The organism is Acinetobacter sp. Ac_5812 (assembly GCF_013072695.1).
GTDB lineage: Bacteria > Pseudomonadota > Gammaproteobacteria > Pseudomonadales > Moraxellaceae > Acinetobacter.
In genome coordinates, this window is sequence record NZ_LXUK01000001.1 from 439856 (window position 1) to 455231 (window position 15376).

Sequence of the window (15376 nt, forward strand, 5' to 3'; positions counted from 1 at the left end):
GGAGTTTGTGTGCGTCATTCGATAGCTTATACGGTACTTGGCGTGTTGATGATTTTACTTTCAGCATGTACCACCGCCCCAAAAAAACCAACGCCATTGCCTAATGTGCAGGTGAATAAACTCAAAAACATGCGTTTAGATAACCGCCTCCCTGTTCCTGTGAAAGGCGTGAGTCGGAATGAGTTAAGGGATACTTGGGGGGCTGCACGTAGTCAAGGTCGTAGCCACGAGGGTATCGATATCATGGCAGAGCGTGGTACGAAAGTGTATAGTGCGACCGAAGGTTTAGTTGCTGATTTACGTAATAATAATTTAGGTGGAAAAGTCATTTGGATCATGGGCCCAGCCGGCTCTTGGCACTATTATGCGCATCTAGATGGTCATAAACGCGGTCTCAATGTTGGGGATTACATCCGCAAAGGTGATCTGATTGGTTATGTGGGAAATACAGGTAATGCACGCTACACTGCCCCACATTTACACTACGGAATTTATTTAAATGGCAAAGGGCGTGGAGCAGTCAATCCATACCCATATTTACGTTAGGAACACACAATGTCAGAAGCCTTGATTGAACGTCTGGTCGAATTTGCAGAGTCTGGAAATCAACAAAAAATCATCATCAATGGAACCAGCTACCAAGGTTGGATCATGGAAATTACTGAAGATGCCTTGTTGATTAGTACCGGTTTTGCCGATAAATCAGGTAAAGACTTTTGGCTTAAATTTACTGATTTAAATAGCGCAGAACTGTATTATTGGGATACTCGCCCAAATGAATGGGTGGCATTCCAACTTTAAATTATGCTGTTCAAATAACAACAAGGAGCATCAAATATGTCAACTCAACGCTGTGGCTGGTGCTCCGATGACCCCCTCTATATTGCCTACCATGATCAAGAATGGGGCAAGGCTCAACATGACGAAGCCCATTTGTTTGAGATGCTCTGTCTAGAAGGACAACAAGCCGGACTTTCATGGATTACGGTACTGAAAAAGCGTGATCACTACCGCTCACATTTCTTTCAACATTCCATTTCCGAAGTCGCAGCACTGACGGATGATCAACTCGAACTCAAACTCAGTGATGCAGGCTTAATCCGTCACCTCGGTAAGTTAAAAGCAATCCGTGATAATGCGATTGCTTGGCTCAAACTCAAAGATGAGGTCAACGATGTCCCCGCTTGGTTATGGAGTTTTGTCGATCATCAAACCGAAAATAATGATGTGGCGAATTACCGCGAAGCACCTGCACAAACTGAGCTTAGCCAGAAACTATCAAAAACCTTAAAAAAACGTGGCTTTAAATTCGTGGGCCCAACCACCTGTTACGCTTTTATGCAAGCGGTTGGTATGGTCAATGACCACGAAAATCATTGCCAATTTAAATAACAAATTATCATCGATTTTCCTTGAATGGGAGTTCCAATGAGCAATAATCAAATTCGCGCTTATGCTGCAATGCAAGTAGGTGAGCAAGTGGTGCCGTACCAATTTGATGCGGGAGAATTAAAAGCCCATCAAGTTGAAGTCAAGGTTGAATATTGTGGCCTGTGCCACTCTGACCTGTCTGTAATTAATAATGAGTGGCAATCATCGGTTTATCCTGCGGTGGCTGGGCATGAGATCATTGGGACTATCATTGCACTGGGATCAGAAGCCAAAGGACTCAAAGTCGGTCAACGCGTTGGCATTGGCTGGACTGCGGAAACCTGCCAAGCCTGTGATCCCTGTATTGGCGGCAATCAAGTCTTATGTACAGGTGAAAGAAGCGCCACCATCATCGGACATGCCGGTGGCTTTGCTGATAAAGTTCGTGCTGGTTGGCAATGGGTCATTCCCCTTCCAGACGATTTAGATCCCGAAAGTGCTGGCCCACTGCTGTGTGGTGGCATTACGGTCTTTGATCCTTTACTCAAACATAAAATTCAAGCCACCCATCATGTCGGCGTGATTGGGATCGGTGGTCTCGGTCATATTGCGATTAAATTGCTGAAAGCATGGGGCTGTGAAATTACCGCTTTCAGCTCGAACCCAGATAAAACAGAAGAACTCAAGGCCATGGGCGCTGATCATGTGGTCAATAGCCGAGATGCCCAAGCCATCAAGGCGCAACGTGGCAAGTTTGATTTATTACTCAGCACCGTCAATGTGACCTTGAACTGGCAAGCCTATCTGAATACCCTTGCACCACAAGGTCGTCTACATTTCCTTGGCGTGACTTTAGAACCGATCCCTGTCTCTGTCGGTGCAATCATGGGAGGTGCCAAATCTGTCACTTCTTCACCTACGGGTTCACCTCTGGCACTGCGTCAGCTTTTACAATTCGCTGCACGTAAAAACATTGCACCACAGATTGAGCTATTTCCAATGTCACAGCTGAATGAGGCGATTGAACGACTGCATTCAGGCCAAGCACGTTATCGCATCGTACTCAAAGCCGATTTTGATTAATTTAGGCCTTTGCACACCTCATCCGCCAACGGTTGAATCGCTTGGCGGATCTCATCGTAATCTTTTATTCAACTCCGCCCCAGAGAGATTATCTGCACAATGGAAATGACCTGTTTCTGCAATCGAGCTGGCCGCTTGAATAAAACCGTTCCATGCCGTCCGTGCCAAAGCACTTCCAACACTGATTCGTCGAACACCTAAAGATGCCAGCGCTGGCACACTCAGCTCACTGTCCCAAGCGATCAGCACATTCACAGGTTTGGGTGCCACTGCTTGAACCACTGCAACAATCTGATCTGATGTTTTGATACCAGGTGCATAAAGACAATCAGCACCCGCAGCAGAATAGGCTTTCAGTCGAGTTATGGTATCCTCTAAATCTGGAACACCAATAAAGAAGTTTTCAGCACGTCCGATCAACATCACGTCTTCGCCACTTTCATCAATTGCTTTACGTGCCGCAGCGATCCTCTTAGCAGCCTCTTTAATCTCTCGTAATGGCTTGTCCGCATTTCCAGTAGAATCTTCTATGGATATCCCTGCAACCCCTGTTGCAATCGCCATGGTTACGCTTTCAAACACGCCCTCAATGGTCTCTGCAAAACCACTTTCTAAATCGGCATTCACAGGGAGATCAGTTGATTGAACCATAGCGCGAAGATGCGCGAGTACCTCTGCACGTGACAACTGCCCATCTGTCTTGCCGCAAGACCATGCATAACCTGCACTAGTTGTTGCCAAAGCTTGATAACCGAGTTGTTGCAACATTTTGGCAGTACCAGCATCCCACGGATTGGGCAACACAAAACAGCCTGACTGATGCAGATCGCGAAATATTTTTCTTTTTTCAGCAATCGTAGGTTGCATTTTTTCTCCCCTCTTTTTTAATTCTGATTGTCGATCAGTGCTTAACACTCTGATGAGCCCATACTAACCCGCGTCCACTGCGCCAATTGCTGAATCGCTTGGCGGATTTCTGCTGTTAACGCATGGCCGGCATTTAATCGGATAAAATGTTGATAACGGCGGTCTTCACCAAACACTTCACCAGGCACAATGTTGATCCCCTGCGCTTGCGCCAAATAATACAGTTCCAAACCTGTGATACTGTCAGGAAGCTGCATCCATAAAGCATAGCCACCTTGTGACTGACTCAGCGCAATCGGAATGCCATGAAAACACTCTAAAATATACGCTCGATACTGCTCCACTTGCTGCATCAACTTGGGTCTGAGTCGATCTAAATGCTCCCGATAACCACGGCTATAAATAAAGTCTGCTAAACCCAACTGTAACGGCGTATTCACTCCCACGTTATTGGCCAACAACTGCGGACGTAAATGTTGTAATTGCCGCCCTAAACAAAACCATCCCACTCGATAAGCAGTGGATAATGATTTAGAAACCGAACCACACCAGATCACATAACCTTCCTGATCCCAATAACGAATTGGCAAAGGGCGTTCTTTTTGGAAACTGCATTCACCATAAATATCATCTTCCAAAATAAAGCATTGATATTTTTGTGCCAGTAGAGCAATCTGCTGTTTCTGTTCATTGCTCAGACAATAACCCAAAGGATTTTGAAAATTAGCAGTGAGTAAACACAGTTTGGCACTGCCCTGTTGCATGAAAAACTCTAAACGTTCCAGATCAACACCACGATGATCGGCAGGAATTTCGATAATATTACGCTTCAGGCTCGCCAGCATTTGCAACTGACCATTAAAGGTCGGGGTTGGGATCAAAATACTATCGCCTTCTTGGCTGATCTGTTGAATCAACAGAGATAAAGCAGGCATACAGCCATTACTAATAAAAATATCCTCAGTCGCAACATAGATTCCATCTTCACGCCAATGGTCTGACAACGCTTGGCGCAAATGCTGATGACCCTGCTTATTACAATATAAAAAATCTTCGGGCTGACAATGCTTGAGCGCGCGTTGTAGAGAGCGACGCAGCCCATCCACAGGAATCAAATGGGGTGACAATTGAATCGCCCCCAATGGCGTTAAATGATGTTGAATTGAGGCGGTCTGAATCTGGTTTTGCAGATCTAAATTTGAAACTTGCCTCGCCTTAGATTCAAAATGGGGACTGTCAGGCACAGCACTTTGATATTGTCTTGAATTGACAAAATAGCCCGATTTGGCTTTTACATAAATCAACCCTTTGGCTTCCAGTAGCTCGTAACACTGTTGTGCTGTACTCAGGCTGATACTTTGCTGGCGTGCAAATTCCCTTAAAGAACTTAACTTCTGTTGTGGCTGTAACTCATGCTGGTAGATTTTATGCGCCAGCTGTTCTGCTAAACGTTGATATTGGAAGCTCATCTCTGTACTGCTTTTTTATAAATTTCTGTATCTGTATTGGTTTATACAACACCGTTAAGCTATAAAAATCAACAGCCAAAGGATAAGACCATGAAAAATAATATCTTATTTATATTAAGCGTCATTTTATTGACAGGCTGCGATCTGACTGACCAAGCCACCTATCAGCAACAACAAGTGTGCAAATCACTCTCACAGGGCTATCTGCAAATTCAAAACCAGCCGACCTATGAGTTATGGAAAATGGAAAAAAGTGAAGCCCCCGAGCAGACCCGCATCATCAAAATGACCTATAAGAAGCCCAATGAAAATGGTTTGATACTCTCAAGCAACTTTCTGCCAACAGTCGAACTTGAATGCAAGCTACAGCAGCAACATATTGTGGTGTCAGTGATACAGAAAACAGGCCCATCAATTCCGGTGCTGAATGTACAGCTTCAAAATGAAGCTATAGGCAAACCGAGAAGCCCTGACTTAGTTGCTCAGTCAAAAACTCAATAAATAAACGGACCCGTTTCGGCAAGTGCTCTTGTTGATAATAAACAGCATGGATGCTTTGATAAGAATGTTCGATTTGATCTTCAAACAGCGCCTCAAGACGCCCTTCTCGAATGTCCTGCCAGATTTCAAATTCAGACAGTCGAGCAATCCCCTGCCCACGTAAACAGAGCTGTCGAACGGTTTCACCACTTGACGCCCTCACTTTAGGTTGTGCTTGGAAATACTCACCCTCAATTCTAATCGGCCAAGTATTGATATAGGTTGGACGGGTAAAACCAATCACATCATGTTCAAGCAATGCTTGAGGCTGTAAAGGCGTGCCCTTGCGTTTTAGATATTCTGGACTGGCAACAATATAGATACGACTTTTACACACCAATTTAGCGTGTAAGCTGGAATCATGTAATTCACCAAAACGAAACGCCACATCGGTTTTATGTTCCAGTAGATCAATCACCAAATCATTGCTATTCAACTCGATTTCAATATTGGGATAACACTGCCGAAACTTATGTACCAATGGTGTAATAACATGCAAGATAAATGGTGTCGCGGAATCTATCCGTATTACCCCCGACGTATCCTGATCTGATTTTTGTAGAGCCTCTTCGGCTGCATTGAGATCACTCAGGATTTTACGGGCCTGTTGCAGGAATTGCTGCCCTTCTTGTGTCAGTTTTAATTTTCGCGTGGTCCGTTCCAACAAAGTGACTTCGAGCTTGGATTCTAAACGGCTGAGTGAACGACTGAGCCCAGATGCAGTCTGCCCCAATCGTTCAGCAGCGGCAATAAATGAACCTGTATCGACGATGGTCATAAAAGCAAGCAGTTCTTCTACCGTAGACTTCATTGCCACCCTCTCAATTATTGATATTTAGTCAACTGTATTTTGCAAATTCCTCTATTTTTTAGCAACAATAATCATCGCAAAATAACAGCCATCCACAAAACAGCTCTTTAGAGCATGAAAAAAGATTAGGTGAAAAATATGCGTATCCCTCAATTTGGTTTAGGTACTTTCCGTCTTAAAGATCAAGCAGTGATTGACTCAGTTAAAACCGCTCTGGAAGTAGGTTATCGTGCCATTGATACCGCACAGGTTTATGAAAACGAAGCAGCAGTAGGTCAAGCCATTGCTGAAAGTGGTGTAGCACGCCAAGATCTGTTCCTCACCACAAAAATCTGGGTCGACAATTTTGCTGAAGACAAATTCATTCCCAGCTTAAAGGACAGTTTGCAAAAACTACGTACCGATGCTGTCGATCTCACCTTGATCCACTGGCCAGCTCCAGCACTGGGTGTCTCCATTCCAACTGTGATGCAATTGTTATTAGAGGCAAAGCAACAGGGTTTGACTAAACAAATCGGGATTTCAAACTTTAATATCGCCTTGACCCAACAAGCGATTGATAGCATTGGTGTAGAACACATTGCCACCAACCAGATTGAACTCAGTCCTTATTTGCAGAACCGCACCTTGGTCAATTTTTTAGGTGAACAAAATATTGATGTGACTTCATACATGACTTTGGCTTATGGCAAAGTACTGCAGGATCCAACCTTAGTTGAGATCGCTGCACAGCATCAAGCAACGACTGCACAAATCGCTTTGGCTTGGGCACTACAAAATGGCTTTGCTGTGATTCCTTCATCAACCAAACGTGAAAATCTCATCAGCAACTTAAAAGCGCAAGACTTAAGGTTAAGTGCAGAGGAAATGCAGTTGATCGCTCAACTTGAACGTAATGGTCGAGAAGTGAGTCCTGAACCCTTTGCGCCTGAATGGGACAAATAACATGAGCAGCCGCATCAACCTTCCCTTGCTGGCCTTGGCCATTGGTGCATTTGCAATTGGGACAACAGAGTTCTCTCCAATGGGTTTGTTGCCCAATATTGCCAACGATCTTGGGGTGTCGATCCCAAGTGCGGGCATGCTTATTACAGGTTATGCATTGGGCGTGATGCTGGGTGCACCGATCATGACCTTATGGTTTGGTGGCTTTGCCCGTCGTAATGCCCTGATTCTACTGATGGCAATCTTCACCATTGGTAATCTGATCGCAGCCTTTGCACCCAATTACATGAGCTTAATGGGTGCCCGATTAATTACCAGCTTAAACCACGGTGCCTTCTTCGGGATTGGTTCTGTAGTGGCAGCCAGTGTTGTTCCTGCAAATAAACAGGCCAGTGCGGTGGCCACCATGTTTATGGGTCTCACCATCGCCAATATTGGTGGCGTACCACTGGCAACATGGGTAGGACAAAACATTGGCTGGCGCATGTCTTTCCTTGTGATTTCTGCACTCGGTGTCATCACCATGCTGGCGCTCTGGAAAGCACTGCCTGTCGGATCTGCCGGTCAAAAACCGAATGTGAAAATGGAACTCAAAGTGCTCACTCGCCTGCCTGTGGTGTTGGCACTCTTAACCACCGTATTTGGTGCTTCCGCGATGTTCACCCTATACACCTACATCGCGCCAAGCTTGGTTGAATTTAGCCATGCTTCACCGACCTTTATCACCATGATGCTGGTCTTGATCGGAATTGGTTTTTCAATCGGGAACCATTTCGGTGGAAAGTTTGCAGACTTATCGATTGATAAAACCTTAATTGGTTTCTTAGTGCTACTAATCGCGTTGATGGTCATCTTCCCAATCCTTGCTCAAAATCAATTGGGTGCAGCAATCGGTTTGGTGATCTGGGGTGCGGCAGCCTTTGCCATTGTTCCGCCATTGCAAATGCGCGTGATGTCGGTGGCACATGAAGCCTCGGGCCTTGCTTCTTCAGTGAATATTGGTGCGTTTAACTTAGGCAATGCCATTGGAGCTGCAGCAGGCGGTGCAGTGTTAAGTCTCGGCTTAAACTATGCGGCTGTTTCCATGATTGGTGCTGTGCTGGCAGGTATTGGTTTAATCTTGGTGTTCATTCAAATGAAATTAGCAAGCAAACCAGAGTCGCCATTACAACAATTTCCTCAAGCTTAAACTCAAATAAAAAAGCCTGATTTAAATCAGGCTTTTTTATTATTTCAATAAATCTGGTAACTTCGGTTGTGCATATAAAGGATTATTCACTTCTTTTTTCATTTTCATCAGCATTTGATAAGGTTGCTGCTGCACAAACATGTTCACAAAGCTCAATGGAATTGCCCCTGCTGGATCGGCATAGCCACTGGTCGTCACTTTTACTTTGTTATTTGCCAGCCGCTGGAACGTCCAGTCACCTGCGTATTTGCTTAAGCGCACCACATCAGGCTGCTCAGGGTAATTATTCTGAATGGCATTGTTTTTAATACTGATGCTGCCATCCGCATTTTTAGTCATTTTGCCTTTAATCACCACATCACGGTCTTTTAAAGGAAATGGGAAGTCCAAAACCATATACAGGGTGAATTCACCTTTCTTATCATCACGTGATAGCATTTGTGCCTTGCCCACATACGGCACCCATTGCGGTGTACGTTCTACATCCAGTACTACTGCTACAGCACGTTCTAAAGGCACATCAAATGTGGTTTCAGCTTTATATTGAATAATCGGATTGTTTTCTGTTTGGTACGTCCAAACCTTAATATTGTTCCGATGCAAACTGAGTTTGGCTGTATCTGTTGCTGCAGTCACCGCAAAGCTGCTGAGACTGAGCAATGTGGCAAGAACGATATGTTTTTTATTCATGTCATGCTCAATTGTTGTAATAAGGGCGAGAGCTTGTTTCACTCCTCTCGGAAAGAAAGCTCAACAAGCTCTTTTATAGTACAAAAAAGGAACGTTTTAAACGTCAATCTCGTTAAAGCCTAAAACATCTTTCATATCATATTTACGCGCTTCACGGCCAACCACCCACGCCGCGGCACGGACTGCACCTGATGCGAAGTTCATACGGTTGGTGGCTTTGTGTGTCACTTCCACACGCTCACCTTCACCAATAAACATCACCGTATGTTCACCGACGATATCGCCACCACGAATGGTTTCAAAACCAATGGTCTGACGATCACGAGGACCGGTATAACCTTCACGTCCATAAACCGCCACTTCTTTCAAGTTACGACCCAACGTATCGGCAATCGCCTCACCCATCATAAAGGCAGTACCTGATGGTGCATCCACTTTATGGCGGTGATGCGCTTCTATGATTTCGATATCCACTGTATCGCCAAATACTTTCGCTGCGAGTTCCAGCAATTTAATCGAAACGTTCACTCCAACTGAATAATTGGCAGCGTACACCACAGGTGTCTGTGTTGCTGTTTCATCAAGGAATGCCTTTTGCTCATCCGACATTCCTGTGGTTCCAATCACCATGGCCACGCCCGCTTCACGGCATAACTTTAAGTGCTGTTCAGTTGCAACCGGCGCAGTGAAATCAATCACCACATCACAGTCTTTCAGCACTTCACTCAAACTTCCCACGATCTTGACGCCGATGCTGCCAATACCAGCAAGCTCACCTGCATCTGCACCGACTAAACTGCTTTCTGGACGCTCAACAGCTGCTGCCAGTTGGTAGCCTGCTTGTTGTACCGCTTGAATCAGAATACGCCCCATGCGTCCGCCTGCACCCAAGATTCCAATGCGTGGAGAAGTTGACATAATTTTTCCCAGTCTTTTATTTAAACAATCGAGCTACTATAGCAAAACTCTGTGTTTGTAAAAAAGTTAAAATAAGGCATTTAAGAAAATTGAAATTTAAGGCACACGATGTCAGTCAAACCTTATGATGCATTTGAAATAGATAAACTGGTTAAATATTATCGAAATATTCCCAATTTCCCCAAGACGTCTCAGGAACTCTATCTAGATGATGCGGCAATGATGGCAGGTCTATATATAGACCCGATCTCCAACTTAGAAGATCGGTTTCGTGATATTTTCGTTTTTTCAGAATATAAAAAACCAGTCGATATCAAACAAGCCCAAACGATTGGCGGAGTTGATCAATTTGACATACAGGAAATAGCTTATTTTATCAGCGATATTTTAGTCCATGAAAAATACCATACTGGGCTCTTCGGCTCTATGATTATCAATGGTGTGATTGAAAATATGATCTGTCGTTTAGAAACGCTCTTACAAGATGAAAAATTACTACATTCCCCACAAAAATCTTGGTGGAAATTTTGGCGTTAATCTGTTGCCATTTCCCATAAAAAAACCTGCCGCAGCAGGTTTTTTTATTGATGTCTAATTAGTCAAATAGACGATCAAAGAACGATTTTTTCTTTGGAGAGGCAGCATGTCCATCACCATCAAAAGACGCTTGTAATTCTTTCAATAATTCACGCTGGCGACTGTTTAAATTCACAGGCGTTTCAACCACAATACGGCAGAGTAAATCACCGACCATACTGCTACGTACAGGACGAACGCCCTTAGCACGTAAGCGGAACAATTTACCTGTTTGTGTACCTTCTGGAATTTTTAAGCTGACACGACCATCAAGCGTCGGGATTTCAATTTCTTTACCTAAAGCTGCATCTGCAATGCTAACAGGTACGTCCATATAAAGATCTGCACCATCACGTTGGAAAATTTCGTGTTCACGAACTACGACTTCAACGTATAAATCACCCGCCTGACCATCACGAATCGCTTCGCCTTTACCGGTTAAGCGTACGCGATCACCATTGTCCACACCCGCTGGAATAGTAACTTCAAGGGTTTGCTGACGATCTGCAACACCTGAACCATGACAGCTATTACATGGATTCTTGATGATTTTACCTTGGCCACGGCAGGTGCTACAGGTTTGCTGAACGGAGAAGAATCCTTGTTGCATACGCACTTGACCTGCACCATGACAGGTACGACAAGTTTCTACATCGTTTGGATTTTTTGATCCTTTTCCATCACAGGTTTCACATGGCGCTGGGGCAGTAAAGGTAATGGTTTTTTTCACGCCTTTTACAGCTTCTTCAAGTGTGAGTTCCATGACATAACGAAGGTCTGAACCACGGCGTTGACGTTGTTGACGACCACCGCCACCAAACGCACCACCAAAGATATCGCCAAACTGACTGAAAATATCTTCTGCGCTAAAACCACCGAAGCCACCACCCGCACCACCATAGCCGCCTTCAAAAGCACTGTGTCCTGCGCGGTCATACATGCTGCGCTTTTCATCATCAGAAAGCACTTCATAGGCTTCTGCAGCTTCTTTGAACTTTTCTTCAGCTTCAGCGTTGTCCGGGTTACGGTCTGGATGATACTTCATCGCCAACTTACGATAGGCTTTTTTGATCTCATCATCACTTGCGGTTTTCGAAACGCCTAAAACCTCATAATAATCACGTTTAGCCATGGTTGGCGATGCTCCTCACGGAATTTATTTAAATCTAAAAAAACAAATAGGCTCTGCCGACTTTCAAAATAAAAAGTCAACAGAGCCTTAATAGGGACTGTACGATAAATTTACAAGGTCTATTGCAATAAAAAAGCGATAATTTTAGAAAACGGCTTTATTCTTGAAGTACTTGGCAATACCTTTCAGCCAAGCATTCAATAAAAATAACCATGCAATTGAACTAAATACTACACCTGCGACCGTCATTGCCGTTACCCAGAGTGCACTATCCCAAGCGAAAAAGAACAGTGGAATAAACCATAACGCTGCAAACAAAGCCATCAGTAAAAACAACATCACATTACGCATAATCCAGAGTGCATGCGCATGTATCCATACTTCGGCATTATCCACAATCGCAACTTTTCGTGCTAATAGGTACGCAAATACAGCAAACACTATTGTAAATAATGCAAGAAACATGAACACATAAGAAATCGCCACATAGCGGCGATGCTGCTCAATACCGTCTTGCCCCATGCTCTCTATCACCTCATTCACAGCATTATGCAAAATTTGTCATGCTATGAAATTCAATTATTTTTTGGTCTTAAAATATAGGTGCTACTATATTGAAATTTTCAATCTTTCGCACCTTTATTCACAAAATAATTACGATAGTTGTGTTGTTTTTCTAACCTTAAACCATGCTGCATACAGTGCAGGCAGGAAAAATAAGGTTAATAAGGTGGCAACAATCAAGCCACCCATAATCGCAACCGCCATCGGACCAAAGAAAATACTGCGTGATAAAGGGATCATCGCCAACACCGCAGCCAATGCCGTCAATACAATTGGACGGAAACGACGCATAGTTGCACCAATCACCGCATCCCATGGCGCATGCCCAGCCTGAATATCTTGCTCAATCTGATCAATCAGAATCAGCGAATTACGCATAATCATCCCAGACAATGCAATCGTCCCGAGCATTGCGACGAAACCGAAGGGTTTGTTGAATAACAGTAGGAATGCAACCACACCAATCAAACCCAGTGGTGCTGTCAGTAACACAATGGTTGCCCGCGACATACTACGCAGCTGGATCATTAATAAGGTCATCACCACTGCCAAGAACAATGGCATACCGGCATTCACCGAATTCTGCCCCTTAGCCGATTCTTCAACCGTCCCCCCCACTTCCAGTAGATAGCCACTTGGCAGATCTGCACGTAAGCTCTGCATCTGATCAGCCAACTGTTGCACCACAGTTGCAGGTTGTAAGTGGGTGCGAATATCTGCACGAACGGTAATGGTTGGCAGGCGATTACGATGCCAAATCAAACCTTCTTCAAAACGAGATTCAATGTTGGCAATTTGCGCCAACGGGACTGTTGTGCCTTTGCTGGTCGGCACGGCTAAGCTTGCCAAAGATGCCACTTCAACCCGTTCAGATTTATCCCCACGTAAGCGGATTTCGATCAATTCACGTTTTTCACGATATTGATTCATCACCGCACCCGTCACCGACGCATTGAGGAAATTGGCGAGATCAACACTGGAAACACCCATTTGACGTGCGCGATCCTGATCAATTTCAATCGCAATGATTTTGCTTGGCTCGCCCCAATCCAAATGCACGTTAGTGGTATTTGGATCTTCACTTAAGACTTTGGCAACTTTTTGCGCCCATTGACGTACTGTGCCAAGGTCTTCACCCGAGATACGATACTGCAATGGATAACCCACAGGTGGACCATTTTCCAATAATGATACCCTTGTCCGCACTTGCGGCAATAATTGCTTAATCTGCTTGTCTAAAGAGCGACGGATTTCATCACGATCATCAAGGGAGGAAGCCAATACCACAAATTGGGCAAAACTAGCTTGCGGTAATTGCTGATCTAACGGTAAGTAGAAACGCGGTGAACCTGTTCCCACGTAGGCCACATAGTTATCAATACCCTTTTGCTTGGACAGGAACTGCTCCACTTTATGTACCGCCTGTTCAGTTGCGGTCAGTGATGCCCCCTCTTCCAGTTTTAAATCCACCAAAATCTCAGCACGGTTCGATGGCGGGAAGAATTGTTGCGGCACCAACTTAAACATCGCGACCGAGAGCACAAAGATCCCGACAGTCACTGCAATCACGGTTTTACGGTAGCTAATACAAATTTCCACCACCCGACCAAAGGACTGATAGAACTTGGATTGATATGGATCGTGATGCTGCCCATGTGCTTCTACCACAGGTGCAGGTTGCTTACGCAGTCGCGCCCATAAACGTAGATACCATGCCGCCTGCTGATTCTGTTTGCTGAAATCTGGTAATAGCTTTTCACCTAAATAAGGCACAAATAAAACCGCCGCAATCCATGACACCATCAGGGCAATGGTCACCACTTGGAAAATAGAACGGGTGTATTCACCTGTACCCGATTGGGCGGTGGCAATCGGCAAGAAGCCTGCTGCGGTAATCAAAGTTCCCGTCAGCATTGGAAAAGCGGTGGTTTGCCACGCAAAACCTGCCGCTTTCAATCTGCTATAGCCCTGCTCCATTTTAATCGCCATCATTTCAACAGCGATAATCGCATCATCAACCAACAACCCGAGGGCCAGAATTAATGCCCCCAAGGAAATCTTATGTAGCCCCACATCAAATAGATTCATGCCTGCAAAGGTCATGGCCAATACCAGTGGAATAGACAATGCCACCACCAAACCAGTACGGAAACCCAGTGAGAAGAAGCTCACCAATAAAACAATAATGACTGCTTCTGCGAGAACCTTTAAAAACTCGTGAATACTGCGTTGTACTGCGACAGGCTGATCAGACACTTTTTGCAGTTTCATGCCCAAAGGTAAGGTTTTTTGTAGGCGATTGAATTCGGTTTCAAGGTTTTTACCCAACGCAATAATGTCACCGCCTTTACGCATCGAAACGGAGATACCAATACCGTTTTCGCCCATAAAACGCATACGTGGTTGAGCAGGTTCACTAAAGCCCCGATAGACCTCAGCAACATCTCCGAGTTGAATGGTTTTGTCCCCGACCAACAACGGCATTTTTTTCAGGTCATCAACACTATGTAAGTGTCCACTCACTCGGATTTGAATACGATCTGTACCTGTTTCAAAGAAACCAGCACCTGCCATGTCATTTTGCTTTTGAATGGCTTCCTGAATCGCAGTGACAGGCACACCCAACTGCACCGCTTTGGTATTAGACAGTTCAATCCAGATTTTCTGATCTTGTAGACCCACCAGATTGACCTTATTGACATCTTTGACCCGTTGCAATTGCAGTTGCAAACGGTCGGCATATTCTTTCATTACCGCATAGTCAAAGTCTTTGCCTGTCAGTACATAAATATTACCGAAGGTGTCACCAAACTCATCATTGAAAAAAGGCCCTTGTACACCACTCGGTAACTGCGAACGGATGTCATTGACCTTCTTGCGCACGTTATACCAAACATCGGGAATGGCACTAGACGGTAAACTGTCTTTGGCCACAAAGGTCACCAACGACTCACCTGGTCGTGAATAGGCCATGATGCGGTCGTACTGCCCCGTGGTCATCAATTCTTTTTCAATTCGATCCGTGACCAAGGTCGACACTTCTTTGGCAGTTGCACCCGGCCAATAGGTCTGTACCACCATCACCTTAAAAGTAAACGGCGGATCTTCACTTTGCGAAAGTTTGGAATAAGACATGATGCCGACGATGCCGAGCAACAGCATAAAATAAAGGATAATCCCCTTATTCTTGAGTGCCCATTCTGAAAGGTTAAATTTCATGT

The 15376-nt window shown here is 44.7% G+C and carries 16 protein-coding genes; 8 read left to right on the forward strand and 8 right to left on the reverse strand.

Translation table 11 applies throughout. The features are described from left to right. Positions 1–9 precede the first annotated feature (9 nt). Genes A7P55_RS02130 through A7P55_RS02145 form a run of 4 tightly spaced genes read left to right on the forward strand, consistent with a single transcriptional unit; the run spans position 10 to position 2454 of the window. Positions 10–546, forward strand: a complete 537-nt coding sequence (locus A7P55_RS02130) for a peptidoglycan DD-metalloendopeptidase family protein (RefSeq protein WP_171550930.1) — start codon at positions 10–12, stop codon at positions 544–546. A 9-nt stretch (positions 547–555) separates the two neighbouring features. Further along, the gene (locus A7P55_RS02135; RefSeq protein ID WP_171550931.1) at positions 556–801 is read left to right on the forward strand and encodes a hypothetical protein; all 246 of its coding nucleotides are present in this window, start codon (positions 556–558) and stop codon (positions 799–801) included. A gap of 36 nt (positions 802–837) precedes the next feature. Beyond that, the gene (locus A7P55_RS02140) at positions 838–1392 is read left to right on the forward strand and encodes a DNA-3-methyladenine glycosylase I (RefSeq protein ID WP_171550932.1); all 555 of its coding nucleotides are present in this window, start codon (positions 838–840) and stop codon (positions 1390–1392) included. Between the two features lie 36 nt (positions 1393–1428). Next, positions 1429–2454 carry an NAD(P)-dependent alcohol dehydrogenase gene (locus tag A7P55_RS02145; RefSeq protein ID WP_171550933.1) on the forward strand — a complete coding sequence of 342 codons (1026 nt, stop codon included), beginning with the start codon at positions 1429–1431 and terminating at the stop codon, positions 2452–2454. Between the two features lie 51 nt (positions 2455–2505). Here A7P55_RS02145 and A7P55_RS02150 read toward each other — a convergent pair whose 3' ends face one another. Beyond that, entirely contained in the window at positions 2506–3321 is an 816-nt protein-coding gene (locus A7P55_RS02150; RefSeq protein ID WP_171550934.1) for an isocitrate lyase/phosphoenolpyruvate mutase family protein, read from the reverse strand. Positions 3322–3362: 41 nt separating this feature from the next. Next, positions 3363–4790 carry a PLP-dependent aminotransferase family protein gene (locus tag A7P55_RS02155; RefSeq protein WP_171550935.1) on the reverse strand — a complete coding sequence of 476 codons (1428 nt, stop codon included), beginning with the start codon at positions 4788–4790 and terminating at the stop codon, positions 3363–3365. Positions 4791–4880: 90 nt separating this feature from the next. Here A7P55_RS02155 and A7P55_RS02160 point away from each other — a divergent pair, with 90 nt between their 5' ends. Next, on the forward strand, positions 4881–5291 hold the full coding sequence (locus A7P55_RS02160) for a hypothetical protein (protein ID WP_016660074.1): 411 nt from the start codon (positions 4881–4883) through the stop codon (positions 5289–5291). On the opposite strand, the gene A7P55_RS02165 is transcribed toward A7P55_RS02160, so the two are convergent. Further along, the gene (locus A7P55_RS02165) at positions 5239–6141 is read right to left on the reverse strand and encodes a LysR family transcriptional regulator (protein ID WP_171550936.1); all 903 of its coding nucleotides are present in this window, start codon (positions 6139–6141) and stop codon (positions 5239–5241) included. The genes A7P55_RS02160 and A7P55_RS02165 overlap by 53 nt on opposite strands. Before the next feature lie 138 nt (positions 6142–6279). Here A7P55_RS02165 and dkgB point away from each other — a divergent pair, with 138 nt between their 5' ends. After that, positions 6280–7086, forward strand: coding sequence for a 2,5-didehydrogluconate reductase DkgB (dkgB, locus tag A7P55_RS02170; protein WP_171550937.1), 807 nt, complete (start codon positions 6280–6282; stop codon positions 7084–7086). 1 nt (position 7087) lies between these two features. Further along, entirely contained in the window at positions 7088–8275 is a 1188-nt protein-coding gene (locus tag A7P55_RS02175) for an MFS transporter (protein ID WP_171550938.1), read from the forward strand. A 39-nt stretch (positions 8276–8314) separates the two neighbouring features. On the opposite strand, the gene A7P55_RS02180 is transcribed toward A7P55_RS02175, so the two are convergent. Next, positions 8315–8965, reverse strand: a complete 651-nt coding sequence (locus tag A7P55_RS02180; RefSeq protein ID WP_004803420.1) for an START domain-containing protein — start codon at positions 8963–8965, stop codon at positions 8315–8317. 96 nt (positions 8966–9061) lie between these two features. Continuing rightward, a complete protein-coding gene (dapB, locus tag A7P55_RS02185; protein WP_171550939.1) occupies positions 9062–9883 on the reverse strand; it encodes a 4-hydroxy-tetrahydrodipicolinate reductase in 822 nt (273 codons plus the stop codon). A 108-nt stretch (positions 9884–9991) separates the two neighbouring features. On the opposite strand from dapB, the gene A7P55_RS02190 reads away from it, so the two are divergent. After that, positions 9992–10420 carry a hypothetical protein gene (locus tag A7P55_RS02190; protein WP_171550940.1) on the forward strand — a complete coding sequence of 143 codons (429 nt, stop codon included), beginning with the start codon at positions 9992–9994 and terminating at the stop codon, positions 10418–10420. Between the two features lie 58 nt (positions 10421–10478). Here A7P55_RS02190 and dnaJ read toward each other — a convergent pair whose 3' ends face one another. The 3 genes from dnaJ to A7P55_RS02205 form a co-directional block, all read right to left on the reverse strand. Further along, positions 10479–11591 (reverse strand): molecular chaperone DnaJ, encoded by a 1113-nt coding sequence (gene dnaJ / locus A7P55_RS02195; protein ID WP_171550941.1) that lies wholly within the window; start codon positions 11589–11591, stop codon positions 10479–10481. Positions 11592–11735: 144 nt separating this feature from the next. Further along, on the reverse strand, positions 11736–12113 hold the full coding sequence (locus tag A7P55_RS02200; RefSeq protein WP_171550942.1) for a hypothetical protein: 378 nt from the start codon (positions 12111–12113) through the stop codon (positions 11736–11738). A gap of 132 nt (positions 12114–12245) precedes the next feature. Next, a complete protein-coding gene (locus tag A7P55_RS02205) occupies positions 12246–15374 on the reverse strand; it encodes an efflux RND transporter permease subunit (RefSeq protein WP_171550943.1) in 3129 nt (1042 codons plus the stop codon). Positions 15375–15376: the final 2 nt, after the last annotated feature.